At 58.5% G+C, this 26141-nt stretch carries 23 protein-coding genes; 12 read left to right on the forward strand and 11 right to left on the reverse strand.

The genetic code is table 11. The annotated features are described in order from the left end of the window. The first annotated feature begins 3 nt into the window (after positions 1-3). The 4 genes from AC07O1_RS13210 (at position 4) to lpxC (ending at position 4432) form a co-directional block, all read left to right on the forward strand. A complete protein-coding gene (locus AC07O1_RS13210) occupies positions 4-870 on the forward strand; it encodes a cell division protein FtsQ/DivIB (protein WP_494991869.1) in 867 nt (288 codons plus the stop codon). A 15-nt stretch (positions 871-885) separates the two neighbouring features. After that, complete coding sequence (gene ftsA, locus AC07O1_RS13215; protein ID WP_489376406.1) at positions 886-2148, forward strand: cell division protein FtsA; 1263 nt, start codon at positions 886-888, stop codon at positions 2146-2148. Between the two features lie 72 nt (positions 2149-2220). Further along, positions 2221-3408, forward strand: a complete 1188-nt coding sequence (gene ftsZ, locus AC07O1_RS13220; RefSeq protein ID WP_489073363.1) for a cell division protein FtsZ — start codon at positions 2221-2223, stop codon at positions 3406-3408. Positions 3409-3520: 112 nt separating this feature from the next. Then, positions 3521-4432 (forward strand): UDP-3-O-acyl-N-acetylglucosamine deacetylase, encoded by a 912-nt coding sequence (gene lpxC, locus AC07O1_RS13225; protein ID WP_495089037.1) that lies wholly within the window; start codon positions 3521-3523, stop codon positions 4430-4432. 206 nt (positions 4433-4638) lie between these two features. On the opposite strand, the gene AC07O1_RS13230 is transcribed toward lpxC, so the two are convergent. From AC07O1_RS13230 to AC07O1_RS13260, 7 genes are all read right to left on the reverse strand, one after another. Beyond that, positions 4639-6132 (reverse strand): diguanylate cyclase, encoded by a 1494-nt coding sequence (locus AC07O1_RS13230; protein ID WP_495089038.1) that lies wholly within the window; start codon positions 6130-6132, stop codon positions 4639-4641. Between the two features lie 148 nt (positions 6133-6280). Beyond that, positions 6281-6439, reverse strand: a complete 159-nt coding sequence (locus AC07O1_RS13235; protein ID WP_495089039.1) for a hypothetical protein — start codon at positions 6437-6439, stop codon at positions 6281-6283. Positions 6440-6710: 271 nt separating this feature from the next. Further along, on the reverse strand, positions 6711-6935 hold the full coding sequence (locus tag AC07O1_RS13240) for a hypothetical protein (RefSeq protein ID WP_495089040.1): 225 nt from the start codon (positions 6933-6935) through the stop codon (positions 6711-6713). A 239-nt stretch (positions 6936-7174) separates the two neighbouring features. Beyond that, complete coding sequence (locus AC07O1_RS13245; RefSeq protein ID WP_494991873.1) at positions 7175-8539, reverse strand: heavy metal sensor histidine kinase; 1365 nt, start codon at positions 8537-8539, stop codon at positions 7175-7177. After that, positions 8529-9203 carry a heavy metal response regulator transcription factor gene (locus AC07O1_RS13250; protein ID WP_489376411.1) on the reverse strand — a complete coding sequence of 225 codons (675 nt, stop codon included), beginning with the start codon at positions 9201-9203 and terminating at the stop codon, positions 8529-8531. Before AC07O1_RS13250 ends, AC07O1_RS13245 begins: the two co-directional genes overlap by 11 nt. 9 nt (positions 9204-9212) lie before the next feature. After that, positions 9213-12308 (reverse strand): multidrug efflux RND transporter permease subunit, encoded by a 3096-nt coding sequence (locus tag AC07O1_RS13255; RefSeq protein WP_495089041.1) that lies wholly within the window; start codon positions 12306-12308, stop codon positions 9213-9215. Further along, entirely contained in the window at positions 12305-13474 is a 1170-nt protein-coding gene (locus AC07O1_RS13260) for an efflux RND transporter periplasmic adaptor subunit (protein ID WP_495089042.1), read from the reverse strand. Before AC07O1_RS13260 ends, AC07O1_RS13255 begins: the two co-directional genes overlap by 4 nt. 227 nt (positions 13475-13701) lie before the next feature. Here AC07O1_RS13260 and AC07O1_RS13265 point away from each other — a divergent pair, with 227 nt between their 5' ends. Next, positions 13702-13959 carry a hypothetical protein gene (locus AC07O1_RS13265; protein WP_494991877.1) on the forward strand — a complete coding sequence of 86 codons (258 nt, stop codon included), beginning with the start codon at positions 13702-13704 and terminating at the stop codon, positions 13957-13959. 144 nt (positions 13960-14103) lie between these two features. Here the strand turns inward: AC07O1_RS13265 and AC07O1_RS13270 are convergent, their stop codons facing one another. The 4 genes from AC07O1_RS13270 to norR form a co-directional block, all read right to left on the reverse strand. Next, positions 14104-14853: a YkgJ family cysteine cluster protein gene (locus AC07O1_RS13270; protein ID WP_495089043.1), complete on the reverse strand. Its 750-nt coding sequence runs from the start codon at positions 14851-14853 to the stop codon at positions 14104-14106. Positions 14854-14989: 136 nt separating this feature from the next. Further along, positions 14990-15472, reverse strand: a complete 483-nt coding sequence (locus tag AC07O1_RS13275; RefSeq protein ID WP_495089044.1) for a GNAT family N-acetyltransferase — start codon at positions 15470-15472, stop codon at positions 14990-14992. A gap of 3 nt (positions 15473-15475) precedes the next feature. Further along, entirely contained in the window at positions 15476-16378 is a 903-nt protein-coding gene (locus AC07O1_RS13280) for a chemotaxis protein CheV (protein ID WP_495089045.1), read from the reverse strand. A 268-nt stretch (positions 16379-16646) separates the two neighbouring features. Then, a complete protein-coding gene (gene norR, locus AC07O1_RS13285; RefSeq protein ID WP_495089046.1) occupies positions 16647-18203 on the reverse strand; it encodes a nitric oxide reductase transcriptional regulator NorR in 1557 nt (518 codons plus the stop codon). A gap of 156 nt (positions 18204-18359) precedes the next feature. On the opposite strand from norR, the gene hmpA reads away from it, so the two are divergent. The 7 genes from hmpA to cyoE all read left to right on the forward strand — a co-directional run bounded on the left by hmpA (position 18360) and on the right by cyoE (position 26002). Beyond that, a complete protein-coding gene (gene hmpA, locus AC07O1_RS13290) occupies positions 18360-19541 on the forward strand; it encodes an NO-inducible flavohemoprotein (protein ID WP_494991882.1) in 1182 nt (393 codons plus the stop codon). 282 nt (positions 19542-19823) lie between these two features. Continuing rightward, positions 19824-20333: a disulfide bond formation protein B gene (locus AC07O1_RS13295; RefSeq protein ID WP_494991883.1), complete on the forward strand. Its 510-nt coding sequence runs from the start codon at positions 19824-19826 to the stop codon at positions 20331-20333. 813 nt (positions 20334-21146) lie between these two features. Next, positions 21147-22091, forward strand: coding sequence for a ubiquinol oxidase subunit II (gene cyoA, locus AC07O1_RS13300; protein ID WP_495089047.1), 945 nt, complete (start codon positions 21147-21149; stop codon positions 22089-22091). 3 nt (positions 22092-22094) lie between these two features. Further along, entirely contained in the window at positions 22095-24125 is a 2031-nt protein-coding gene (cyoB, locus tag AC07O1_RS13305; protein WP_494991885.1) for a cytochrome o ubiquinol oxidase subunit I, read from the forward strand. Between the two features lie 3 nt (positions 24126-24128). Next, positions 24129-24755, forward strand: coding sequence for a cytochrome o ubiquinol oxidase subunit III (locus AC07O1_RS13310; protein WP_054595735.1), 627 nt, complete (start codon positions 24129-24131; stop codon positions 24753-24755). Beyond that, positions 24756-25103, forward strand: coding sequence for a cytochrome o ubiquinol oxidase subunit IV (cyoD, locus tag AC07O1_RS13315; RefSeq protein ID WP_495089048.1), 348 nt, complete (start codon positions 24756-24758; stop codon positions 25101-25103). 11 nt (positions 25104-25114) lie between these two features. Next, on the forward strand, positions 25115-26002 hold the full coding sequence (gene cyoE / locus AC07O1_RS13320) for a heme o synthase (RefSeq protein ID WP_494991888.1): 888 nt from the start codon (positions 25115-25117) through the stop codon (positions 26000-26002). The last annotated feature ends 139 nt before the right edge of the window (positions 26003-26141 follow it).

Genomic DNA, 26141 nt, shown 5'->3' on the forward strand with positions numbered 1-26141 from the left:
ACCATGCAAGGCCACCAGCTACGTCATCCGCAACCCGCTCCTGGCCGTAAGCCGGTGCCGCGTGGTGCCAGCCGTATGGTGGCCAAAGAGCCGATGTCGGTGCGCCTGCCGAAAGCCAATTTCGGCTTTCTGAAAAGCTTGTTCTGGCCGGTGCTGTTGGTGGCTCTGGGCTTCGGTACCTACGAAGGCGCGCAGCGTTTGCTGCCTTATGCCGACCGGCCAATCACCAAGATCAACGTCCAGGGTGATTTGAGTTACATCAGCCAGCAAGCCGTGCAGCAGCGAATCGCCCCTTACGTGGCCTCGAGCTTCTTCACCATTGACCTGGCCAGCATGCGTACCGAGCTTGAGACGATGCCCTGGATTGCCCACGCCGAAGTGCGTCGCGTCTGGCCTGATCAGGTGGTGATTCGCCTGGAAGAACAACTGCCCGTGGCCCGTTGGGGCGACGAAGCACTGTTGAACAACCAGGGCGAGGCGTTCACCCCGCGTGAGCTGGCGAACTACGAACACCTGCCACAGCTGTTCGGCCCGCAGCGCGCTCAACAGCAAGTGATGCAGCAGTACCAGGTGTTGAGCCAGATGCTTCGGCCGATGGGTTTTTCGATTGCCCGTCTGGAGCTGCGTGAACGGGGCAGCTGGTTCCTGACCACCGGTGCCGGCAGCGCCGGTCCGGGGATCGAACTGTTGCTCGGTCGTGATCATCTGGTCGAGAAGATGCGCCGCTTTATCGCCATTTATGAAAAAACGCTGAAAGAACAGATTACGAACATTGCGCGCATCGATCTGCGCTATGCCAACGGCCTGGCCGTCGGCTGGCGGGAACCTGTAGCGCCCACGACGGCCCAACCCGCCGTCGCGAAGAATTAAGAAGAGGCAGGACCAATGGCTAATGTGCAAAGCGGCAAAATGATCGTCGGTCTTGATATCGGCACTTCCAAGGTGGTGGCACTGGTGGGCGAGGTCGCGGCCGATGGCACGCTGGAAATCGTCGGTATCGGCACTCATCCATCCCGTGGCCTGAAGAAGGGCGTGGTGGTGAATATCGAATCCACCGTGCAGTCGATCCAGCGCGCTATCGAAGAAGCGCAATTGATGGCTGGGTGCCGCATTCACTCGGCGTTCGTCGGTGTGGCGGGCAATCACATTCGCAGCCTGAACTCCCACGGCATTGTGGCGATTCGTGATCGCGAAGTCAGCTCGGCGGATCTGGAGCGGGTACTCGACGCAGCCCAGGCTGTGGCGATCCCTGCGGACCAGCGTGTCTTGCACACCTTGCCGCAGGATTACGTAATCGATAACCAGGAAGGCGTGCGTGAGCCTCTGGGCATGTCCGGCGTACGTCTGGAAGCCAAGGTCCACGTGGTCACCTGCGCCGTGAACGCGGCACAGAACATTGAAAAGTGCGTGCGTCGCTGCGGTCTGGAAATCGACGACATCATTCTCGAGCAGTTGGCCTCTGCTTACTCGGTGTTGACCGATGACGAGAAAGAGCTTGGCGTGTGCCTGGTGGACATCGGTGGCGGCACCACTGATATCGCGATCTTCACCGAAGGCGCGATTCGCCATACAGCGGTGATCCCGATTGCAGGCGATCAAGTGACCAACGACATCGCCATGGCGTTGCGCACTCCGACCCAGTACGCCGAAGAAATCAAGATTCGCTACGCCTGCGCCCTGGCCAAACTGGCCGGTGCCGGTGAAACCATCAAGGTCCCAAGCGTCGGTGATCGTCCGCCGCGCGAGCTGTCCCGTCAGGCCCTGGCTGAAGTGGTCGAGCCGCGTTACGACGAGCTGTTCACGCTGATCCAGGCCGAACTGCGTCGCAGCGGTTATGAAGACCTGATTCCGGCCGGCATCGTGCTGACCGGCGGTACTTCGAAGATGGAAGGCGCGGTGGAGCTTGCCGAAGAGATTTTCCACATGCCGGTCCGCCTTGGCGTACCCCATGGCGTCAAAGGCCTCGACGATGTCGTGCGCAACCCGATTTATTCCACCGGTGTGGGCTTGCTGATGTACGGGCTGCAAAAACAGTCCGATGGCGTGTCCTTCTCCGGGATCAGCAGCAACCGAGACAGCTACAGCAGTGACGAGGCCAAGACGCCTCTATTCGATCGTCTCAGAAGCTGGGTTCAGGGCAACTTCTAAAGATTTACAGCAAGACAGTTTCAAAGTGGCAGCAGTAGGCGAAAAAACTAGAGAAATGAAAGGAGAGGGAAAATGTTCGAACTCGTAGACAACATCCCCGCAAGCCCGGTTATTAAAGTTATCGGTGTTGGCGGAGGCGGCGGCAACGCTGTCAATCACATGGTCAAGAGCAACATTGAAGGCGTTGAATTCATCTGCGCCAACACTGATGCCCAGGCGCTGAAGAGCATCGGCGCGCGGACCATCCTGCAACTGGGCACCGGCGTGACCAAAGGTCTGGGCGCTGGCGCCAATCCGGAAGTGGGCCGTCAGGCCGCTCTGGAAGACCGTGAGCGTATTGCCGAAGTGCTGCAGGGCACTAACATGGTGTTCATCACCACGGGCATGGGTGGCGGTACTGGTACCGGTGCTGCGCCGATCATCGCCGAAGTGGCCAAGGAAATGGGCATCCTCACCGTTGCGGTGGTGACGCGTCCGTTCCCGTTCGAAGGTCGCAAGCGCATGCAGATCGCCGATGAAGGCATCCGCCTGCTGTCGGAAAGCGTCGACTCGTTGATCACCATTCCCAACGAGAAACTGCTGACCATTCTCGGTAAAGACGCGAGCCTTCTGTCGGCTTTCGCCAAGGCTGACGATGTACTGGCCGGTGCCGTTCGCGGTATCTCCGACATCATCAAGCGCCCAGGCATGATCAACGTCGACTTTGCCGACGTGCGTACCGTGATGAGCGAAATGGGCATGGCGATGATGGGCACTGGCTGCGCCAGCGGTCCGAACCGTGCACGTGAAGCGACTGAAGCGGCGATCCGCAACCCGTTGCTCGAAGACGTGAACCTGCAAGGTGCACGCGGCATCCTGGTAAACATCACCGCCGGTCCCGACCTGTCTCTGGGTGAGTACTCGGACGTTGGTAGCATCATTGAAGCCTTCGCTTCCGAGCATGCAATGGTCAAGGTCGGTACTGTTATCGATCCGGACATGCGCGACGAGCTGCACGTGACTGTGGTTGCCACAGGTCTGGGTGCTAAAATCGAGAAGCCTGTAAAGGTCATCGACAATACCGTTCATACCTCCATGGCCGCTCAATCGCCAGCACCTTCGCGTCAGGAAATGCCGTCGGTGAACTACCGCGATCTGGACCGTCCAACCGTGATGCGCAACCAGGCTCAGGCCAGTGCTGCGACTGCGGCGAAGATGAATCCGCAGGATGATCTGGACTATCTGGACATCCCGGCATTCCTGCGTCGCCAGGCCGATTGATGGAATGTATCAGGGGTATTAGGGTGATTGGTGTTCAGCAAAGGCCTGGTCTGCTATTATCGCCAGCCTTTGTTGATACCAGTTCGCAATTTGCGCTGAAGCGGCCCAAGCCATGATTAAACAACGCACCCTGAAAAATATTATCCGTGCCACAGGTGTAGGTCTGCACTCCGGGGAGAAGGTATACCTGACCCTCAAGCCTGCACCTGTAGACACCGGCATTGTGTTTTGTCGTGCCGACCTGGACCCTGTGGTGCAGATTCCTGCTCGCGCGGAAAATGTTGGTGAAACCACTATGTCGACCACACTGGTCAACGGTGACACCAAAGTGGACACGGTGGAGCACTTGCTCTCGGCCATGGCTGGCCTGGGCATCGATAACGCCTACGTCGAGCTCTCCGCGTCCGAAGTCCCGATCATGGATGGTAGCGCTGGACCCTTCGTATTCCTGATTCAATCTGCCGGCCTGGAAGAACAGGACGCAGCCAAGAAGTTCATCCGCATCCTGCGTGAAGTGACAGTGGAAGACGGCGACAAGCGCGCCACTTTCGTCCCTTTCGAAGGCTTCAAAGTGAGCTTCGAGATCGATTTCGATCATCCGGTGTTCCGTGACCGCATTCAAAGTGCCAGCGTGGATTTTTCCAGCACTTCGTTCGTAAAAGAAGTCAGCCGCGCCCGGACCTTTGGTTTCATGAGTGATATCGAGTACCTGCGCAAGCACAACCTCGCACTCGGCGGTAGCGTTGAAAACGCCATCGTGGTCGACGCGGATGGTGTACTGAACGAAGACGGCCTTCGCTATGAAGACGAATTCGTGAAGCACAAGATCCTCGATGCAATTGGTGACCTCTACCTGCTGGGCAACAGCCTGATAGGTGAGTTCCGCGGCTTCAAGTCGGGGCATGCACTGAACAACCAGCTTCTGCGCAAATTGATTGAGCAGAAAGATGCCTGGGAAGTCGTGACCTTCGAAGATGCCAGCACTGCACCGATCTCTTACATGCGTCCCGTTGCGGCGGTGTAAGTAACACTCTCTTTCTTTAGTTTTTAAAGGCTGCCTTCGGGTGGCCTTTTTTTATTCCTGTAGGAGCCGAGCTTGCTCGCGATGAACGATGACGCGGAGTGTCAGATTTGCCGCCATCGCGAGCAAGCTCGGCTCCTACAGGTGTCCGCGTTTCCTTGCAGGCGCGAGGCTTGCCCTGGATGGGGCCGCTATTCACAACGTGGATGTCAGCCTGTAACCACCCGATTTCGCCCACTGTATTTGGCCTGATAGAGCGCTGTGTCGGCAGCGAACAGCAGTGTCTCCAGGCTTTCCCCGGGCTCTCCCGACCAAGTGCCCAGGCCGATGCTCACGGTGATTGGCAAATTGTCGCCATTGATCGGTGCAAGCACTTCGACGGCGGCGCGGATGTTCTCGGCAATGCGCAACGCGCCAAGGGTATCGGTTTCGGCCAGGACCACGGCAAACTCCTCGCCGCCATAACGGGCGACAAGGTCCGCCGGGCGACGGATATGCTCGCTGATCACACTGGCGACCGTGCGCAGCGCCTCGTCACCGACCTGATGGCCGTGCCGGTCGTTGAAGGCCTTGAAATGATCCGCGTCGATCATCAGTACCGACAATGGCTTGCCCGAACGCTGTGCGCGAACCCATTCACGGTTGAGTACCTGATCCAGTGTTCTGCGGTTGGCCACACCGGTCAGTGCATCGGTTGCGGCCAGTTGCGCCAGTTCCTGCTCGGCGCTGTGGCGCAGACGCAGCTCGCGGCACAGCAGCCAGGTCAGCCAGAGCAGGCCGATGCAAAGCGCGCCGGTGGCGCTGCTGATCAGTATTGCAGTGCGCTTCCATGAGGCAAGTACCTCATCGGTCGAGAGCGCTACCACGACGATTAATGGTAGTTTGCCAACCCGGGAGAAGGTGTACAGCCGCTGACGGTGATCGAGGCTCGAGACACTGTTAAAGCTGCCATTGCCTTCTCGCAGAATGCGCATGAAGTTTGGTCGGTTACTGAAGTCCTTGCCGATCAGGTCATCGGCCAGGGGCGGCTCCTGGGCCAGCAGGACGCCGTCAGTGCTGATCAGATTGACCGAACTGTCACGATCGATAGTCAAACTCCTGAACAGATGATTGAAGTATCTCAGGCGCATGGCCGCTTGGGCGACACCGAGAAATTCGCCCTGTTGGGATGAAATGCGTCGACTGAAGCTGATGAGCCAGTCGTGATTGGCGCGTCTGGCCCTGAACGGCCGGCTGATAAACATTCCAGGGTCGGGATTGTTTACATGGGACTGAAAGTATTCACGGTCGGCGAAGTTACCCGTTCGCGGTTCAACTGAGGCCGAGTCGGCGAGGACGTCGCCGTGTTGATCGAGTAACAGAATGTCGCCCTTATGGGGGGCTGCAGTTGCTCGATCGAACATCGCCAGATGACGTATTTGCGGGGAAGCCGTCCTGAGGTCGGTACGCTGCGAAGCGGCAATCAATCCCAGCAAGGACAGGTCATAGAGCTCGACATTGCGCAGCACGTCGGCGTCGATCAACTGCACGATGTTGGAGGCAGCACGAGCTGCGGCTAACTCGGCACTACGGTGTTCGCGGATCAGCAGAAAGGTCACGATGCTCAGAATGGCAATCACAGTCAGCGAACTGCCGAGAATCAGGATCCACTCCGACCGGCTGACGGGGGGCGGGTGCGGGGATGTTGCACTGCTCACACTCATGGTTCTGACTTCTGCTGTCTGGGCGGTAATGAAGTTGTTGCGAGGGAAGCGGGCAGAGTGACAGAGACCTGTTACGCCTATGGCGCATGTATAAATCCCAAGCATAAAAAAGGCCAGCAAAACGTGCTGGCCTTTTGCTTATATGAGCTTAGAACACATTCATTGGGTAATCGACGATCACTCGGTATTCGTCGACATCGCGCTTCCGGTGCCTGGCGTTCTTACCGTCGGCGCTGTACCAGGTCTTGAGCATCGAGCTTGAGGCTGGAACCTTCAACGAAGTCTTCGGTTGAGTCGTTTGCTGCATAGGCGTTTGGGGCGATCGTTACAGTGAGTGCAATGAGCGAGTGCTGAATTTGAATGCACGACTCACGTGAAGTAGAACGCCTTTGATCAATAATGGCCGTTGTTATTTTTTGCACCTGTATAAATACGGCGGGTGTTTCTCAAGAGAAAACCAGGCAGGTTGGTGTTTATACACAGCGAAAAAAAAACCGCTGATAGCAGCGGCTTTGAAGACAACTTCTCAGGAGAAAGAGCCCTGAGAAGTGTCGAGGGAAACAGAGCGATGGTGCTGATCAGCTGTCTTTCTCAACCTGTGGTTGCGCCTGATTGGCTGACGTTTGCCGGGATTGCTCAGGGTTTTGCGCCTTGGCAGTCAACTTGGCCTGGGACTTTTCGAAGGCATCGGCGCGTGCGGCATTTTGCGCAATGAATGCTGGAGACTCTTTGGCCATGGCAAAGGGTGACAGGAATAAAGAAGACAAAACGAAAGCGCTGGCAATACCCATAGCGTTGGACATCTTGAAGACCTTCTTGCAGAGCAAGTGTTAGTAGGTGCGGCAAAAATAACGGTCTTCAAGGTCGGGAAAAAGAGCGGATTGCATAAAGGACTGTTGCCTTTACGGTAATAGTCAGGAGCCTGATCGTTCCCACGCTCTTGATCGTTCCCACGCTCCGCGTGGGAATGCAGCCCGTGACGCTCCGCGTCACAATCGAAGCGGACGCGGAGCGTGGGAACGATCGCAACGATCATCAGGGGCTAAATCGGCAGGTAAATACCGAATGTATTCATTCCGTCATTGCTGCGCACAAACACATCGCCGCCGTGCATCAACGCAATGGCCTTGACGATGGCCAGTCCCAATCCATGGTTGGCGCCGCTGTTGCTGCGCGAGGCATCGACCCGGTAGAAGCGTTCAAACAACCGCGACAGGTGTTCGCTGGCGATAGCCTTGCCGGGGTTGGCGACACCGATGGCAACCTGGTGTTCTTGCACCTCGATCTGTACACGGATGACTTGTCCGGGGGCTGTGTGTTGCACGGCATTGTTCAGCAGATTGATCAGCGCCCGACGCAGATGGGCTTTTTCGATTTGCACGTTGGCGTCGCCGCTGACTTCGACTTTCACCTGAGCGTCTTCGAGAATGAAGTCCAGATAATCCAGAGTCGTCGCGACTTCATCGGCCAGTGACGTCGGGGTGAGTTTGGTGGCTTTGCTGCCTTGGTCGGCGCTGGCCAGAAACAGCATGTCATTGATGATTGACCTCAGTCTCTCAAGCTCTTCGAGGTTCGATTGCAGGACTTCGAAGTAGTGCTCGGCCGAACGCCCGCGAGTCAGTGCGACCTGGGTCTGGCCAATCAGGTTGGTCAGGGGCGAGCGTAACTCGTGGGCCACATCGGCGTTGAACGACTCAAGGCGTGAATAGGCTTGCTCGACCCGTTCCAGTGTCGAGTTGAAGGCGCTGACGAATTGATTGAGTTCCGGCGGCAACGGTGACAGTTGCAGGCGTCCGGACAGCAACGGCGGCGCTAGACGTTGAGCTTCCTGGGACAACTTTATCAATGGCTTGAGACCGATCCGCGCGACCCAATAGCCCAAGACCGAGGCCAGTAACACACCGACGATGGCCAGGCTGATCAGGGCGATCAGCAAGTGATGCTGGGTCTGGGAGAAGGTCTCGGTGTCGATGCCGATCAGAAAGCGCAGCGGTGGTTGCTGGTCCTTGGCCGGGAGTTGGCTGACCAACACTTTCAGCGGATAAGGATGGTCCGGCAAGGTCAAGTCACGCATGCCCAAAGGTCCTTGGGCAAAGGCGCGGATTTGTGCGTCCGGGGCGCCATATTCATAGCTGGCATCACCGCTGACCACCCAGAAACGGATGCGTTTGTCTTCTTCGCCGAGCAGCTTGAGCTTGGCGTTGATCTTCACCCAGTGTTCGGGTGTGCCATCGCGGTTGAGGGCCGATTCGAGCACGCTGTAGCGCGCAACCAGTTCGGCTTCGGGCAGCAGGCCCAGGCCTTTGTCGACTTGTTGATAGAGCGCCCAGCCAATCAGCAGGAACACCAGTAAAGCCACCAGGGTGAACATGCCGCTCAGACGTAACGCAATGGAGTTAGACACCACGGCTCTCCAGCACATACCCCATGCCGCGAATGGTGTGCAGCAGTTTCTCTTCGAACGGTCCGTCGAGCTTGGCCCGCAGGCGTTTGATCGCCACTTCGACGACATTCGCATCGCTGTCGAAATTGATGTCCCAGACCATTTCGGCAATAGCGGTTTTCGAGAGGATTTCACCCTGACGCCGGGCCAGAACGCTGAGCAGCGAAAACTCCTTGGCGGTCAGGTCCAGGCGCGTGCCGGCCCGGCTGGCCTTGCGACTGATCAAATCTATCCACAGGTCGGCGATGCTGATCTGCACCGGCTCATGACCGCCGCTGCGGCGGGTCAATGCCTGTAAACGCGCCACCAGTTCGAGAAAGGAAAAGGGTTTGCCGAGGTAGTCATCGGCGCCGTCGCGCAGGCCCTTGATCCGGTCTTCGACGCGCTCGCGGGCGGTGAGCATGATCACCGGGGTTTGCTTGCGCGCACGCAGCGCACGCAGCACGCCAAAACCATCGAGGCCGGGTAGCATTACATCGAGCACGATCACCGCGTAATCGCTTTCCAGCGCCAGGTGCAGACCTTCGACGCCGTCCCGGGCCAGGTCCACGGTGTAGCCTTGTTCGGTCAAACCGCGATGCAGGTAATCCGCGGTTTTTTCTTCGTCTTCGATAATCAGAACGCGCATGACCCCGCCTCAGTCAGTGGTCGCCAGCACTGGGGCTGGTTTGGGCCGATGGAATAGCCGCTCAAGCCACAAGTATATGACCGGTGTGGTGAACAACGTCAGCGCCTGACTCACCAGCAGTCCGCCAACTACGGCGATCCCCAGCGGCTGGCGCAGTTCGGCGCCGGTGCCATAGCCGAGCATTAGCGGCAGGGCACCGAGCAGCGCGGCGAGGGTAGTCATGATGATTGGCCGGAACCGGATGAGACAGGCCTGGTAGATGGCCTCTTGCGGCGCTAGCCCACCTTTGCGTTGGGCTTCGAGGGCAAAGTCGATCATCAGGATGCCGTTTTTCTTGACGATCCCGATCAGCAGCACCAGGCCGATCAACGCCATGACCGAGAAGTCCTGGCCCCAGATCCACAGCATCAGCAGGGCGCCAAGGCCGGCCGAGGGCAAGGTCGAGATGATCGTCAGTGGATGCACGAAGCTCTCATAGAGCACGCCGAGAATGATGTAGACCGCCACCAGCGCCGCGAGAATCAGCCATGGCTGGCTGGCCAGCGAGCTTTGGAACGCCTGGGCTGCGCCCTGGAAATTGCCAATGATCGAGGCGGGCGCACCGATCTCGTTCTTCGCCTGGTTGAGCATGATCACCGCATCGCCCAACGCCACGCCGGGGGCGAGGTTGAATGACAAGTTGGCGGCCGGGAACATCCCGTCATGGGCAATGGACAGCGGCCCGACGGTGGGCGGATCGACCTTGGCCAGCGCTGACAACGGGACCATCTGGCCACTGAGGGGCGAACGCAGGTAGAAGTAATTCAGGCTTTCGGCCTTGCCGCGCTGCTTGGCGTCGAGTTCGAGGATCACGTTGTATTGGTTGGTCTCGGTCTGGTATTCGTTGACCTGACGCTGGCCAAACGCATCGTAAAGCGCTTGGTCGACATCGCTGGCATTCAGGCCGAAACGCGCTGCCGCGCTGCGGTCGATGCTGATGCGGGTAATGCTGCCGCCCAGTTGCAAGTCGTTGGAAATGTCACGGAACGCCGGGTTGGTTCGCAGTTTTTCCGTCAGACGCTGGGTCCAGGTATTCAGGGTTGGTCCATCGTTGCTCTTGAGCACGTATTGGTATTGGCTGCGACTCGGCCCAGAGCTGAGGTTGATATCCTGGCCGGCCCGCAGATAGAGGACGATCCCCGGAACCTTGGCCAGTTGCGCACGGATCCGGTCGATGAACTGGCTGGCGCTGACGTCGCGTTGACTGCGGTCTTTCAAGGCGATCCAGAAGCGGCCGTTGGCGATGGTCTGGTTGCTGCCGGTCACGCCCACGGAATGGGAGAACGATTGAACCGCCGGGTCCGCGCTGACGATTTTCGCCAGCGCCAGGTGTTTGGCCACCATGTCCGGGTAGGACACATCGGCCGCCGCTTCACTGGTCCCGAGCACGAAACCGGTGTCCTGCACCGGAAAGAAACCTTTGGGAATGATCACGTAACCGACGATCGCCATGGCGAACGTCAGGCCGAAAATCCCGAGCATCAGCCGTTGGTGGGCGAGCGCGCGCCGCAGGCCTTTTTCGTAGAGCGCCAGCAGTCGTTCGCCAAAGCCGGGTTTGGTATGGGCATTGTGTCCCGGGGCTCGCATGAACAGTGCGGCCAGGGTTGGTGCCAGGGTCAACGACACCACCACCGAAATCAAAATGGTCGAGGTCGCGGTCAGGGCGAACTCCTTGAACAGCCGTCCGACCACACCACCCATGAACAGCAACGGGATAAACGCCGCCACCAGCGAGAAGCTGATGGAGACCACCGTAAATCCGATCTCGCCGGCGCCCTTGATTGCAGCCTCGCGCATGCCGTCACCGGCCTCGAGGTGACGGTGAATGTTCTCCACCACAACGATCGCATCATCCACCACAAAACCCACGGAGATCACGATCGCCACCAGGGTCAGGTTGTTCAGGCTGAAACCCATCGCGTACATCAGCGCTAAACTGGCGATCAGCGACACGCCAAGCACGCTGGAAACAATCATCGTCGCCGACCACTGGCGCAGGAACAGCGCCATCACCGCGATCACCAGAAACACAGCAATCAGCAGGGTGATTTCCACCTCATGCAACGAGGCGCGGATGGTCCTGGTCCGGTCCGAGAGTACGGTCACTTGCACCGTGGCCGGGAGCATCGCTTGCAGGCGCGGCAGTTCAGCCTGGATGCGGTCGACGGTCCCGACGATGTTGGCGCCGGGCTGACGGAAGATCACCAGGTTCAACCCTGGTTGATCACCGGACCAGGCCTGAACATAGGCGTTTTCCGAGCCATTGATCACCCGCGCGACATCTTTGAGGTGGACCGGTGCACCGTCCTTGTAAGAGACGATCAACTGCCCATACTCCTCGGGGTGAAACAGCTGGTCGTTGGTCGACAGCGTGGAAATGCTCGACGGGCCGTATAGCGCACCCTTGGCCAGATTCAAGCTAGCCTGCTGCAGGGCTACCCGGATATCGGCCAGGGTCAGACCGACGGCCGCCAGTCTGTCCGGCGCGACCTGGACGCGGATGGCCGGGCGTTGCTGGCCAGTGACGTAGATCTGGCCGACACCGTCGATCTGGCTGAGCTGCCGCGCCAGCAGGGTTTCCACATAGTCGCTGAGTTCGGTGCCGGGCATCTGCGTCGAGCTGATAGCGAGGATCAGAACCGGGCTGTCGGCCGGGTTGAGTTTCCTCCAGGTCGGCAGGCTCGGCATGTCTTTGGGCAGCTTGCCGGAGGCGGTGTTGATCGCCGCCTGAACTTCCTGGGCTGCGGTGTCGATGCTTTTATTGAGGGTAAATTGCAGCGTCAGGTTGGTAGAGCCCAAGGCACTGCTGGAGGTCATTTGGGTCATGCCGGGGATGGCGCTGAACTGTACTTCCAGTGGCGTGGCCACTGAGGAGGCCATGGTGTCCGGGCTGGCACCGGGCAACTGCGCAGTGACCTGGATGGTCGGAAACTCCGCTTCCGGCAACGGCGCGATGGGCAGCCGCGGGAAGGCGATCAGCCCCAGCAGCACCAGCGCAAAGGTCAGCAGAAGGGTGGAGACCGGGTGATCGATGCACCAGGCCGAAACCGAGCCATGGCCCTTCATGGTTGCAGCTCCGATTTCGCGGTTTGAATGACCGGTGTCGGCTCATTGAGTACCTCGATCCTGGAACCTGCCTTGAGCCGCGACTGGCCGTCGCTCACCAGCACATCACCGGGCTGCACACCCTTGATGATGTTCAGGTCACTGCCCTGATAAACCATCTGCACCGGCACCACTTCCACTTCGTCGGCTTTGACCCGATAGACGAAATACTGATCGAGCCCGCGTTGCACCACGGATGGCGGCACTACCAAGGCATCTTTGTCGAGGGCGGTCTGGATCTTGATGGTCACCAATTGCCCCGGCCAGAGCTTTTGCCCGGCGTTACTGAATTCGGCCTTGGCGCGAATGGTCCCGGTGTTGGTGTTGATCTGGTTGTCGATCAGGGTCATATGACCTTCACCGAGCAAGTCGCCGGTTACACCATCGGTGTCGGCGCCAAGATAGGCGTTGACCTGGGTTTGGGTCTGGGCGCCGATCAGTCTTTGCAGGGTCGGCAGCATCTGTTGCGGCAGGGAGAACTCGACGGCGATCGGGTCGATCTGGGTCACTGAGAACAAGCCTTGGGTATCGCTCATGCGCAGAAAGTTGCCTTCATCGACGGAGCGAATGCCAACTCGACCGGTCACCGGAGAGTGAATTTGGGTGTAGGACAGTTGGACTTGCGCAGCGTCAATGGCCGCCTGATTGCCTTGCGCGGTGGCTTTCAACTGGTTCACCAGCGCCAGTTGCTGATCGTAGGTCTGCCTGGAGACGCCATCATCGACGCTTAGCAGTTTGTATCGCTTGAGATTGACCTCGGCCACTTGCAGCTGCGCCTGGTTTTGCCCCAGCTGAGCGCGGGCCTGATCGAGGCTGGCGCGAATCGAGCGATCGTCGAGGGTGGCCAGCAGATCACCGGTTTTTACCAGCTGGCCTTCCTTGACCCACAGTTTGGTCAGGATGCCATCGATCTGCGGCCGGATGATTACGCTGTGCAACGACAACACTGAGCCGATGCTGCTGACATAGCGTGGCACGTCCTTCTGCTCGACGCTGATCACCCGCACGGGGATCGCGCTCGGCGCCGCCGGTTTGGCGGTGGTCGGCCCGGTCACAAACCAGGTGGCCATTGCGGCCAAGGCAATCAGCAATCCTGCGATCAACACCGTTTTTTCTTGAATACGCATGCTTGTAGGACGCCAGAGCAAAGTGGTCGAGGGATTTGGCCAGTATCAATGGCTTACTTATAGTCCTCAAACCCGGTCAGCAAAATGACTGCTAACTGACAGCGCTGTCAGTAATGGCTGACCATTCGCGCGGTGCGCAGGTTAAAGATCGCAGTCGCACAGGTATACTGCCGGCTTCTGCGGCCCGTCACTCCGGCCAGATCCATTTTTACACCCTTGGAGCTTTCATGACTTCCCGTAAACAACCGCCTGCTGCTGACGTCCAGAGCGAGGAACAGGCTGACCTGCAAAACAGCGTCGACTCCAGCGCAGACACCGAAGACAAAGCCGCAATCCCAGCGTTCAAGTTCCCGTTCAAGCCGGGCGAACTTGCCGCGGCGAAGAATGCCAGCCAGCCCTGGTATAAAAACGGTGCCAAGAACGGCCACACCAAGACTCCGGGCGCAGCGCCTCCCGGCACCCGTCGCTCGATGGGGAAGCGCTGAGTCATTGATCCGGATGGATCGTTGGATCATTCCCACGCTCCTGCGTGGGAATGCCTCACTGGACGCTGCGCGTCCGCTTTCGGCAGTGACGCAGAGCGTTACGGCTGCATTCCCACGCAGAGCGTGGGAACGATCACAGATGCATCAAGCCGCACGCAGCGAGATGAAGGCGTAGTTTGAAGGCTGCGTCGTTGCCACCTGCGCTCCGGCGGCCTGCACTTGTTCGGCGATATCTGTCCCGGATACATGGAACAACCACTCGCTGGCCGAACTCGCGGGTGGCTGCGCTTCAATCTGCTCGATGGCCATGGCGAACTCTGTCATGTCCGGCAGGTAAGCGGTAAAACCGTCGCCCTTGAGCGCGGTAGTCCGAATGCCCAGCAGTTCGCAGATGGCTTCCTTGGTCTGGATGTCGTCCCGATCAGCCTGGCGCGAACGCTGGATCAAGCCGGCCAGTTCCCGGTCGACCAACTCGCCGCCAACAATCAGCTGCGGGCCTTTTTCCCAGGATTCTGGCGGGCAGTCCTTGGCGGCTGGCTTGAGTGTAATGTGCGGATTGATTTCCATGGGGTAAATGCGACACACCAAAGGCCGGCGTTCATAGATCCGGCAGAGGTTGTCTTCGTCAAGATTCCGGCAGGGGCCAACGTTGTACGCGGCGAAGGTGATCGCCACATAAGCTTCGGTCACACCGCTGGGCACCACACAGGAACGTCGTTCGGCATGCTCGCGTTGCTGCAAAGGCAAGCCCAGGCCATTGCCGAGAAAGCCTTCCACCAGCACGATCAGGTTGCCGCCGTCAGCCGCCCACTGCCGGGCTTCGGCGAGGGTCAGGGGGACGTGATGGTCGGTGCAGCACTTGCCGCAACCTACGCAGGAAAACGTTGTATTCATTGAACGGCCGGCTGCAATTGATAGACGAGAGCGGTGACGGGATTACCCACAGAGTCACTGCAAAGGCCTGTTACGAAGCAAGTTATGCGCCAGTCATCCTTGGGTGGATCCCGGACCGCCAGGATCGCAGCCTGGGCTACGCTGGAACGAGTTCTCTGCGCACCAGACGCATGCCCGCGCTTTCATACAAGCGCCGGGCCCGATGGTTATCTTCCAGCACTTTCAAATCGACATACTCTTCGCGTTTTTGCTGGAAAACCCGGAATGCATGCAACAGCAAAGCCCGCCCAAGCCCCTGGCCTTGAGCCCTGGGATGCACCACCAGGTCTTTGATGTAGGCACTGGTCCAGCATTGGGCGACGCCGACAATCCCTTGGGCGTGCGTGGCGATAAAACACAGGGCCGGGTCATACTCGGCATCGGTTTCGAAGCGTTCACGCCAAATGTCCAGTGCCGGCACGCTGCCGCCGCCCTGCCGATAACCCAGCTCCATCAGCCCATGAACCGTCTTGGCAAGCGGCGCACGGTAAACGGTCAGGCTGATGCCGGCCGGCCAGGCGACGGGCGGCAAAACCTTGGTGAGGTCTCGACGCAGCAGCAGGCAGTAGTCCTCGGCCAAGGCTCAAATACCCTGAGCCGCGACGGCTTTGGCAGCCTCGATCAGACACTTGGTGAGCTCCGGCGAGGAGAACTTGGTCAGCACCGCGTTGGCTCCGGCCAGTCGGGCTTTTTCGCTGTTCATCGCGCTGTCCAGGGAGGTGTGCAGCAGCACGTAGAGGTGTGCGAAGTCCGGGGTTTCGCGCAGGGTACGGGTGAAGGCGTAACCGTCCATCTCCGACATCTCGATGTCCGAGACGATCAGATTGATTTGCTGTTCAGTGCCCTGCAGGTCCAGCAAGCAATCGATGGCTTCCTTGGCGCTGCGCGCGGTGTGGCATTGCAGGCCGAGGTTGCGCAGGGTGTGCACCGATTGTTGCAACGCCACCTGGCTGTCATCGACCACCAGAATCCTGGCATTACCCAGCACTTCGGCATCTTCCATGCTCAGTTCGGTCGGTGCTATTTCGATTCGTACCGGGGCGATGCCGTGGATGACTTTCTCGATATCCAGTACTTGTACCAGGGTGCCGTCGACCTGGGTTACGCCAGTGATGTACGACTTGGCGCCGCTGGCACCGTAGGGCGGCGGGCGGATATCGGTGGTCAGGCAATGCACGATCTTGCTCACGGCCTGAACGTGCAGACCTTGCTTGGAGCGGCTGACGTCAGTGACGATCAGGCAGCCGCCGTCCGGGTCGACCAGCGGTTTTTCACCAATCGCCCGGCTCAGATCGATCACCGACAGCGACGCGCCGCGCAGAGTGGCGATGCCTTTGACGTGTGGATGCGACTCCGGCAGCTTGGTCAGCGGCGGGCAGGGAATGATTTCACTGACTTTCAGCAGATTGATCGCCATCAGCTTGCCACTGCGCAAGGTAAACAGCAGAAGCGAGAGTGAGTCTGCGCGGGCTTTATCGGAGGACATAAAAACCTTCTGTGGATAAGGTGGTTCGCGGAAACGGGGCCGTGAACAGCTATCGATAACGGGTTATCGACTTGTTCAGGGCTGGCTTTAGGGTTAATCCCGGTAAACCAGACCGGCGCGATCTTCGTAGCAGCTGCCGAAGGCTGCGTTCGGCTGCGCAGCAGTCGTAAAACCTGAAACCGTGGTGTAACAGGTAGAACACGGTGACCGTTTTGCGAGGACTTCGTCCTCGAACGCAGGCTTCGCCAGCTGCTACGGGGGATGTGTGTTATTTCATCCCCAGGCGTTTCGCCATTCGACCAAGGTTTGCCCTGTCCAGGCCTAGCTCACGGGCCGCGCTTGCCCAGTTGTTCTGGTGGCGCTCAAGGCAGGCGCTGATTAGCTGACGCTGGTAGTTCTCGGTAGCCAGGCGCAGATCCCCGGCGACGTCGGGTAAAGCCACGGGGGAGCTGGCAGGCTCTGACGGGGATGCTTGCTGCGCGACATTCGGCAACTCCAGATCCGCCGCGCTGAGGCTGAGGATCTTCGGGCGCTCGCGGCAATTGCCCAGCGCCTTCAGCGCACTGCGACCAATCAAGTGTTCGAGTTCACGGACATTGCCCGGCCAGGCATAAGCCAGCAGCGCCGCCTGGGCATCGCTGGTCAAGCGCAAGCTGTTGAGGCCCATGCGCGAGCGGTTCTGTTCCAGGAAGAAGCCGCTGAGCAGCAGCACATCACGGCCGCGATCCCGCAGCGCCGGCACCAGCAGCGGGTAAACGCTGAGGCGATGATAGAAGTCGGCTCGATAGCGGCCGCTGCGCACTTCTTCGGCCAGATCGCGGTTGGTTGCAGCGATCAGGCGCACATCGACCTGATGTTCCTTATCCGAACCCAATCGCTGCAGCTGGCCGCTTTGCAGCACTCGCAGCAACTTGGCCTGAACGGTCAGCGACAACTCGCCAACTTCATCGAGGAACAGCGTGCCGCCATTGGCCAGTTCGAACTTGCCGCGGCGGTCGTTCATCGCGCCGGTGAAGGCGCCGCGCACATGGCCGAACAACTCGCTTTCCACCAGTGTGTCCGGCAGGGCGGCGCAGTTCAGGCTGATAATCGGTTTGTCGGCTCGCGGCGAAGCCGCGTGTATCGCCTGCGCCACCAGCTCCTTGCCGACTCCTGTCTCGCCGGTGATCAGCACCGTAAGGTCGCTGCCGCCGACCAGGCTGATCTCTTCCATCAGGCGTTTATGGGTTTTGCTTTGGCCGATCATTTCGCGGTTTTGCTGGCCGCTGGCCTGACGGTAAACCTCGGCCCGCTGGTGTTCGTCCTCGACGCGCAGGGCCAGACGCTCCATACGCTCGGCGGCATTGACGGTCGCGGCGGCGAGGCTGGCAAAGGCCTGCAGGGCGTCCAGTTCGATGGGTTCAAAACGCTGCGGGTCCAGCGCATCGAGGGTCAGCAGACCCCAAGGGCGTTCGTCGATAAACAGTGGGCAACCCATGCAATCGTGGACTTCCAGGTGTTCGTCGAGACCGTCCACCAGACCGTCGTAAGGGTCCGGCAACTCGCTGTCGCTGGCGAAACGGGTTGGCCCGGGACTGCTGAGCAACGCCTCGAAGCGCGGATGTTCGCTGACCTTGAAGCGTCGGCCCAGGGTGTCGGGGCTCAGGCCATCCACCGCCAAGGGCACCAGCCATTCGCCGTCGAGGCGCAAAAGGGCGGCGGCGTCACACGGCAGCAGAGCGCGCATGGCTTCGAGCAGGCGTCGATAGCGCTCGCCCTCCGGCAGTTCGCGGGACAGGTCGGAGACCAGGGGGAGCAGGGCGGTGAGCAGTGATTTTGCAGTCATATTGACTCCATATAGTCTTAATGACTATAAATCAGGCATTGTCGATATGACTACTATTTTATTAACTTATTGATTTATATAGATTTAATTGTTGGCATGGAAACTGATGAGTAAAGGGTAGTCAGCTGGAAACCAAAAAGCTCAGGAGTTGCCCTTATGCTTAGCGTTCAAGACCGTGCCATCGTCAAATCGACCGTCCCTCTGCTGGAAAGCGGTGGCGAAGCGTTGATCACTCACTTCTATCGCATGATGCTTTCTGAATACCCGCAAGTGCGTCCGTTGTTCAACCAGGCCCACCAGAGCAGTGGCGATCAGCCTCGGGCACTGGCCAACGGCGTATTGATGTATGCGCGGCATATCGACCAGTTGGACCAATTGGGCGATCTGGTGGCGAAAATCATCAACAAGCACGTTGCCCTGCAAATCCTCCCTGAGCATTACCCAATCGTTGGCAGCTGCCTGCTGCGGGCCATTTCCGAAGTGCTCGGCAGCGAGATTGCCACCCCTGAAGTCATAAGCGCCTGGGGCGCAGCCTATAACCAGCTGGCCGATATCCTGATCGGTGCTGAAACGGTGATCTATGACCAGAAGGCCGAAGCACCGGGCGGCTGGCGCGGTGAGCGGGAATTCAAACTGGTCGCGCGGGTCGAGGAAAGCTCGGAAATTACTTCGTTCTACTTCGAGCCTGCAGACAAGGGCCCGATTCTGGCGGCAGAGCCTGGCCAATATATCGGCATGAAACTGATCCTCGATGGCGAAGAGATTCGTCGTAACTATTCATTGTCGGCCCTGGCTGACGCCGGCCAGTACCGCATCAGCGTCAAGCGCGAAGCTGGCGGTCGTGCCTCGAATTTCCTGCATGACCGGTTCCATGTCGGCGCGAGCATCATGCTGTTTCCGCCATCCGGCGAGTTCACCCTGACCGCCAGCGACAAACCATTGGTACTGATCAGTGGCGGTGTCGGCATTACACCTACTTTGCCGATGCTTGAAGCAGCTCTGGCGAGCAAACGCCCGGTGCACTTCATTCATTGTGCGCGTAATGGCGGTGTCCACGCCTTCCGTGATTGGGTGGATGGCCTGGCCGAGCGTCACCCGCAACTCAAGCGTTTCTACTGCTACGCCGAAGATGATGGCGTCAGTCCGGCGGCGCACCGGGTCGGGCTGTTGAGTCAGGATCAGCTTGCTGCCTGGATGCCTGAAGAGCGTGATCTGGACGCTTACTTCCTGGGTCCCAAAGGCTTCATGGGCGCAATCAAACGTCACCTCAAGGCGTTGGGCGTTCCGGAGAAACAAAGCCGTTACGAGTTCTTCGGTCCGGCTGCGGCGCTGGAGTAAACCTTTATTGAATGATCGTGAATGATCGTTCCCACGCTCTGCGTGGGAATGCAGCCCGTGACGCTGCGCGTCACAAAAGCGGACGCAGAGCGTCCGGTGAGGCATTCCCACGCGGGAGCGTGGGAACGATCAAGCTAGCAAGCCCCCCCTGTTTAATTCCCCGTTAATTCCCCTGCCGTTAATTCCTCCTGTTAAAACCACCGAACCGCCCGCGTGCGCTCACGGCCAGCGTGTAAACTTGCGGACAGACGAAAACCACCACTTTGGCAAAGGGATACGGGGATGAGTGACGAAATACTGCGTTTGGGGCGCGAGCGACGGTTTCTGGTCTTGCTGGGTGTGATCTGCCTGGCGCTGATCGGCGGTGCGCTGTACATGCAGGTGGTGCTGGGCGAAGCGCCATGTCCGCTGTGTATCCTGCAACGCTATGCCTTATTGCTGATTGCGATCTTCGCCTTCATCGGCGCGGCGATGCACACCCGCCGCAGTATTACTGTGTTCGAAGTGTTGGTGGTGCTCAGTGCCATCGCTGGCGCCGCGGTGGCTGGTCATCACGTCTACATCCAGTTCTACCCGGCGGTCAGTTGCGGAATCGACGTCCTGCAGCCGATCGTCGATGGCTTGCCGCTGGCTTCGATCTTCCCGCTGGGCTTTCGGGTCGACGGTTTCTGCGAGACGCCTTACCCACCCGTGCTGGGTTTGTCCCTGGCGCAGTGGGCGCTGGTGGCCTTCGTACTGACGGTGGTGCTGGTGCCGCTGGGTATCTCCCGCAATCGCAAGAACCTGCGCTGAAGTCATCCGCCGCATCACATAGCGACACAAAAACGCCCTGGTCCTGCGTGTGAGGATCGGGGCGCTTTGCATTTTGGTGCCCTTGAAAAAGAGTGTGGTTTGCAGCAGTGAAATGTGCGGCGCATGTGCGACACGTTGTCACACACTGGGTATGGCGAGACATTTCAAGTGGTCATGTTGGTGCTGTATGGCAGCCTGAATTTCTCCCCGTTCAGCGATCAAATTGCCGAAAGCCGCAAAGCCCCATCAGGCAGATTTAACAGGCTCCAGGGAAACGCTGGAGGCCTTGTTTCAAGAGGTCTTGGGGCAAATTGAGGGGCAAGATCGGGCAGCGAAGCTGTCTAAAATGAGCGCATTAAGCCTACATTCTTTATGGTCATTGTTGCGAATGAAAAGCGATACGATCGCTGGGTGATGCAATAATCGTTAATGATTATTGCCAGATCCGATAAAAATTATTTCGATATGAGACATGGTTTATAAAACGCTACATATCTACAATCGCACGCACTGAGTTTCCGGCGCTGCTCATTCTTCGTCAGGAGGGGGGGCGAGGGGCGGTTTGATTGCTCCATACGACTCCGGGTGTCGGCAACCTTCCAACTATCCGCACCAAATGGAATTGGTCTGTAACAAGGCCTTTGACCACGAATTCGAATAAGAACTTACCGCTAGCCCAGGATTTGTCGATCAGCGTATAGCGCGACGGGCAGGCCCTTATTCAATCGAAGAAAAAATGCCAACCCTTGGCAGGGTGAAGTGTTGGCGATCAAAACCCAACTGCATTGCGCAAGCTGCTTTAGAGGTCGTGAGATGAGTAAAAACAGGTACCCCAGATTCTTAGGCTTCTTGCCTCTGCTCGGCACGTTGTTGCTGGGTGGTTGCAATATGACCTTGCTCGATCCGAAGGGCCAGGTCGGCCTGGACGAGCGAAACCTGATCATCACCGCAACGCTGCTGATGCTGTTGGTCGTGGTGCCGGTCATCGTAATGACCTTCGCTTTCGCCTGGAAATATCGCGCATCCAACAAGGACGCGACCTACGCGCCGAACTGGTCGCACTCCACCAAGATCGAAATCGCGGTGTGGGCTGTTCCAGTGCTCATCATCATTGCCCTGGGTTACGTCACCTACAAGTCGACCCACGCACTGGACCCGTACCGTCCGCTGGAATCCGACGTCAAGCCGATCACCATTCAAGTGGTCTCCATGGACTGGAAGTGGCTGTTCATCTACCCGGAACAAGGCATCGCCACCGTCAACAAGATGGTGTTCCCGGCCAACACGCCGGTTAACTTCAAAATCACCTCCGACACCGTGATGAACTCGTTCTTCATTCCGGGCCTGGGCGGTCAGATCTACGCGATGGCGGGCATGGAGACCAAGTTGCACCTGATCGCCAATCAGAATGCCGAGTTTGACGGTATCTCCGCCAACTACAGCGGTGCTGGCTTCACTGGCATGAAATTCAAAGCAATCGCCACCTCTCAGGCAGATTTCGATGCCTGGGTCAGTGATGTCAAGAAGGCACCTAAACAGCTTGAAAAAGCTGAATACGAAGCCCTTTCCAAACCAAGCCAGAACAACCCGGTTGAACTCTACTCCTCGTACGCGCCGAACCTGTTCCAGACCATCATCGACAAGTATGAAGGCATGAAACCGGGCCAGCCGATGCACCACGAGAAGGAAGGGAAGGAAGTGGCCGGTATGGAAGGGATGGACATGAGTTCGCATTCAGCTGCCGGGGCAGAGGAGTAAACGATGTTTGGTAAATTAAGTTGGGAAGCGATCCCGTTCCACGAGCCGATCGTGATGGTGACCATCGCCATGATCGCGCTCGGTGGTCTGGCGGTATTTGCTGCAATCACCTACTTCAAGAAGTGGACCTATTTGTGGACCGAGTGGCTGACGTCGGTCGACCACAAGAAAATCGGCGTGATGTACATCGTCGTTGCCATGATCATGCTGCTGCGTGGTTTTGCCGACGCGGTCATGATGCGCTCCCAGCTGGCCCTGGCCACCGAGGGTTCGCCTGGCTACCTGCCACCTGAACACTATGACCAGATCTTCACCGCTCACGGTGTGATCATGATCATCTTCATGGCGATGCCATTCTTCACCGGCCTGATGAACCTTGCAGTGCCGCTGCAGATCGGCGCACGTGACGTTGCCTACCCGTTCCTTAACTCCCTGAGCTTCTGGCTGCTGGTATCCGGCGTAGTGCTGGTCAACGTGTCCCTGGGTGTCGGCGAATTCGCCCGTACCGGTTGGGTTGCGTATCCACCGCTGTCGGAACTGGGCTACAGCCCGGGCGTGGGTGTGGACTACTACATCTGGGCACTACAGCTATCGGGTCTAGGGACGACGCTGACGGGGGTCAACTTCCTGGCTACCGTGCTGAAAATGCGTACCCCGGGCATGAAAATGATGGACATGCCGATCTTCACCTGGACCTGCACCTGGGCCAACGTACTGATCGTCGCTTCCTTCCCGATCCTGACCGCTACCCTGGCTTTGCTGACGCTTGACCGTTACATGGATTTCCACATTTTCACCAATGAACTGGGTGGAAATCCGATGATGTACGTCAACCTGTTCTGGGCCTGGGGTCACCCCGAGGTTTACATCCTGATTCTGCCGGCGTTCGGGATCTTCTCCGAAGTCATCTCGACCTTCTCCGGCAAGAAACTGTTCGGCCACCACTCGATGATCTACGCCAGCGGCGCGATCACGATCCTGGGCTTCATGGTCTGGCTGCACCACTTCTTCACCATGGGGTCGGGTGCCAACGTCAACGCCTTCTTCGGTCTGGCGACGATGCTGATTTCGATCCCGACGGGGGTGAAGCTATTCAACTGGCTGTTCACCATTTACCAGGGCCGTCTGCGTTTCACCAGCCAGGTGCTGTGGACTCTGGGCTTCATGGTGACCTTCGCCATCGGCGGCATGACCGGCGTACTGCTGGCCATTCCGGGTGCTGACTTCGTTCTGCACAACAGCCTGTTCGTTATTGCGCACTTCCACAACGTGATCATCGGCGGCGCCGTGTTCGGTTACATCGCCGGTTTCGGCTTCTACTTCCCTAAAGCGTTCGGCTTCAAGCTGCACGAAGGTTGGGGCAAGGCAGCGTTCTGGTTCTGGATCTCGGGCTTCTTCGTCGCGTTCATGCCGCTCTATGCACTGGGCTTCATGGGCATGACCCGTCGTCTGAACAGCACCACCAACCCTGAGTGGACGCCATACCTGCACGTTGCAATGGTCGGTGCGGTACTGATCGCCTTCGGTATTGCCTGCCAGTTGATCCAGTTGTACGTGAGTATCCGTGATCGCAAGCTGCCGCAGAACATGTGCGAAGCCGGCGACCCGTGGAATGCCCACACGCTGGAATGGTCGACCTCCTCGCCACCACCGTTCTACAACTTCGCTGTACTGCCGAAAGCCGACGGCATCGACCCGTTCACCGAAGCCAAGCAAAACGGTACTGCGTACAAGGCTCCGGCCAGGTACGAGCCGATCCACATGCCAAACAACACCGCGACCGGTCTGGTCATGGGTGCTCTGTTGACCGTGTTCGGTTTCGCGATGATCTGGCATATCTGGTGGATGGCCATCGCAGGTCTTGCCGGCACCGTGATCTATTTCGTGATCCACGCTGCCCGTGATGATCAGGGCTACATGGTGCCGGTCGATGTGATCGAGCGCATTGAAGCCGAGCAGCACAAGCGTCTGGTTGCGGCCAAAGCGATTCCGGCCACCGCCACCCGTGTTGAAACCTCGTTGGAACAGGCTTAAACCATGTCGAACTTAGTGACCAATGTTGGACACGCCCATGGTCATGACCATGGGCACGATGACCATCACCACGACTCGGGCGAGATGACCGTATTCGGTTTCTGGCTCTACCTGATGACCGACTGCATTCTGTTTGCGTCGATCTTCGCGGTGTACGCGGTACTGGTAAACAACGTAGCCGGTGGCCCGTCGGGCCACGACATCTTCGAACTGCCATACGTGCTGGGCGAAACCGCCTGCCTGTTGCTCAGCTCGATCACCTACGGCTTCGCCATGCTGGCGTTGTTCAAAGGCAAGAAGACTCAGGTGCTGGGCTGGTTGGCCATCACCTTCCTGTTCGGTCTGGGCTTCATCGGCATGGAGATCAACGAGTTCCATACGCTGATCTCCGAAGGCTTCGGTCCGAACCGCAGTGGCTTCCTGTCCGGGTTCTTCACCCTGGTCGGTACCCACGGTCTGCACGTGACCAGCGGTCTGATCTGGATGGCGATCATGATGTATCAGGTCCAGAAGAATGGCCTGACAGCGACCAACAAGACCCGTCTGAGCTGCCTGAGCCTGTTCTGGCACTTCCTGGACGTTGTGTGGATCTGCGTATTCACCGTTGTTTACCTGATGGGGACTCTGTAAATGGCTAACGCAGCTCACTCACACAATGGCCACGATGGTCACGACGCCAGCCACGGCAGCGTCAAGTCGTACGGCATCGGCTTCATCCTGTCAGTGATCCTGACCATCATTCCTTTCGGCCTGGTGATGTACCCGTCGCTACCGAAAGACGTGACCCTGTTGATCGTACTGGCCTTCGCAGTGATCCAGGTGCTGGTGCACCTGGTCTACTTCCTCCACCTGGACCGCTCCGCCGCCCAGCGTAACAACGTGATTGCGTTTGTTTTCGCGGCGCTGGTTATCCTCCTGTTGGTCGGGTTGTCGCTGTGGATCATGTACAGCATCCATTCCGTCATGATGGCGCACTGAGGAAAGTCCGGATGTCCCTAAAGCACTTTATCCAAATCACCAAACCGGGGATCATTTTCGGTAACGTGCTTTCTGTGGCAGGCGGGTTTTTCCTGGCCTCGAAAGGGCATGTCGACATCGCCCTGTTCCTGGCCGCAATGATTGGCACTTCGTTGGTGGTGGCGTCCGGTTGCGTGTTCAACAACTGCATCGACCGCGACATCGACCTGAAGATGGAACGCACCAAAAACCGTGTGCTGGTCCAGGGCCTCATCTCCCTGAAACTGGCACTGGTTTACGCCACCCTCCTGGGGGTCGCCGGTGTGGCTTTGCTGTACCGCGTGGCCAACCCGTTGGCGGCGCTGTTCGCGGTGATCGGTTTCGTCATCTACGTCGGCTTCTACAGCCTGTACCTCAAGCGCAAGTCGGTTCACGGCACGCTGGTGGGCAGTCTGTCGGGCGCCATGCCGCCGGTGATCGGTTACGTGGCCGTGAGCAACAGCTTCGACATGGCGGCGTTGACGCTGCTGGTGATGTTCAGCCTGTGGCAGATGCCGCATTCCTACGCCATCGCGATCTTCCGCTTCAACGATTACCTGGCCGCATCGATTCCGGTGCTGCCGGTCAAGCGCGGGATTGAGGTGGCCAAGCGGCACATCCTGCTCTACATCCTGGCGTTCCTTGTGGCGACCTTGATGCTGACCTTCAGCGGCTACGCCGGCATGAGCTACCTCGCCGTCGCCGCCGCCATGGGCATGTACTGGCTGTACATGGCCTGGACCGGCTACAAGGCCGTGGATGATCGAGTCTGGGCGCGCAAGCTGTTCGTCTTCTCGATCTTCACCATCACCGCGCTGAGCGTGATGATGTCCCTGGACTTCAAAGTGCCAAGTGAGTTGTTGCTGACTTACGCGCCTTGAGCTAGAGCATGGCAACAAAAAGCCCCGCCTTCGATTGAAGAGCGGGGCTTTTTTTGTCTGTGTGTCTCGTCCTGAATAAGGTTTACACCTTCTGGCTTCTTATCAGGAGGGTGCAATGGATACGGGCGCAAAACGCAGT

It is taken from the genome of Pseudomonas sp. GW821-FHT07G10, assembly GCF_059418545.1.

Bases quoted from the DNA above. Each gene is read 5' to 3' on its own strand.
- AC07O1_RS13210 (WP_494991869.1), top strand. From the start codon at position 4: ATGCAAGGCCACCAGCTACGTCATCCGCAACCCGCTCCTGGCCGTAAG.
- ftsA (WP_489376406.1), top strand. From the start codon at position 886: ATGGCTAATGTGCAAAGCGGCAAAATGATCGTCGGTCTTGATATCGGC.
- ftsZ (WP_489073363.1), top strand. From the start codon at position 2,221: ATGTTCGAACTCGTAGACAACATCCCCGCAAGCCCGGTTATTAAAGTT.
- lpxC (WP_495089037.1), top strand. From the start codon at position 3,521: ATGATTAAACAACGCACCCTGAAAAATATTATCCGTGCCACAGGTGTA.
- AC07O1_RS13230 (WP_495089038.1), bottom strand. From the start codon at position 6,132: ATGAGTGTGAGCAGTGCAACATCCCCGCACCCGCCCCCCGTCAGCCGG.
- AC07O1_RS13235 (WP_495089039.1), bottom strand. From the start codon at position 6,439: ATGCAGCAAACGACTCAACCGAAGACTTCGTTGAAGGTTCCAGCCTCA.
- AC07O1_RS13240 (WP_495089040.1), bottom strand. From the start codon at position 6,935: ATGTCCAACGCTATGGGTATTGCCAGCGCTTTCGTTTTGTCTTCTTTA.
- AC07O1_RS13250 (WP_489376411.1), bottom strand. From the start codon at position 9,203: ATGCGCGTTCTGATTATCGAAGACGAAGAAAAAACCGCGGATTACCTG.
- AC07O1_RS13255 (WP_495089041.1), bottom strand. From the start codon at position 12,308: ATGAAGGGCCATGGCTCGGTTTCGGCCTGGTGCATCGATCACCCGGTC.
- AC07O1_RS13260 (WP_495089042.1), bottom strand. From the start codon at position 13,474: ATGCGTATTCAAGAAAAAACGGTGTTGATCGCAGGATTGCTGATTGCC.
- AC07O1_RS13265 (WP_494991877.1), top strand. From the start codon at position 13,702: ATGACTTCCCGTAAACAACCGCCTGCTGCTGACGTCCAGAGCGAGGAA.
- AC07O1_RS13270 (WP_495089043.1), bottom strand. From the start codon at position 14,853: ATGAATACAACGTTTTCCTGCGTAGGTTGCGGCAAGTGCTGCACCGAC.
- AC07O1_RS13280 (WP_495089045.1), bottom strand. From the start codon at position 16,378: ATGTCCTCCGATAAAGCCCGCGCAGACTCACTCTCGCTTCTGCTGTTT.
- norR (WP_495089046.1), bottom strand. From the start codon at position 18,203: ATGACTGCAAAATCACTGCTCACCGCCCTGCTCCCCCTGGTCTCCGAC.
- hmpA (WP_494991882.1), top strand. From the start codon at position 18,360: ATGCTTAGCGTTCAAGACCGTGCCATCGTCAAATCGACCGTCCCTCTG.
- AC07O1_RS13295 (WP_494991883.1), top strand. From the start codon at position 19,824: ATGAGTGACGAAATACTGCGTTTGGGGCGCGAGCGACGGTTTCTGGTC.
- cyoA (WP_495089047.1), top strand. From the start codon at position 21,147: ATGAGTAAAAACAGGTACCCCAGATTCTTAGGCTTCTTGCCTCTGCTC.
- cyoB (WP_494991885.1), top strand. From the start codon at position 22,095: ATGTTTGGTAAATTAAGTTGGGAAGCGATCCCGTTCCACGAGCCGATC.
- AC07O1_RS13310 (WP_054595735.1), top strand. From the start codon at position 24,129: ATGTCGAACTTAGTGACCAATGTTGGACACGCCCATGGTCATGACCAT.
- cyoD (WP_495089048.1), top strand. From the start codon at position 24,756: ATGGCTAACGCAGCTCACTCACACAATGGCCACGATGGTCACGACGCC.
- cyoE (WP_494991888.1), top strand. From the start codon at position 25,115: ATGTCCCTAAAGCACTTTATCCAAATCACCAAACCGGGGATCATTTTC.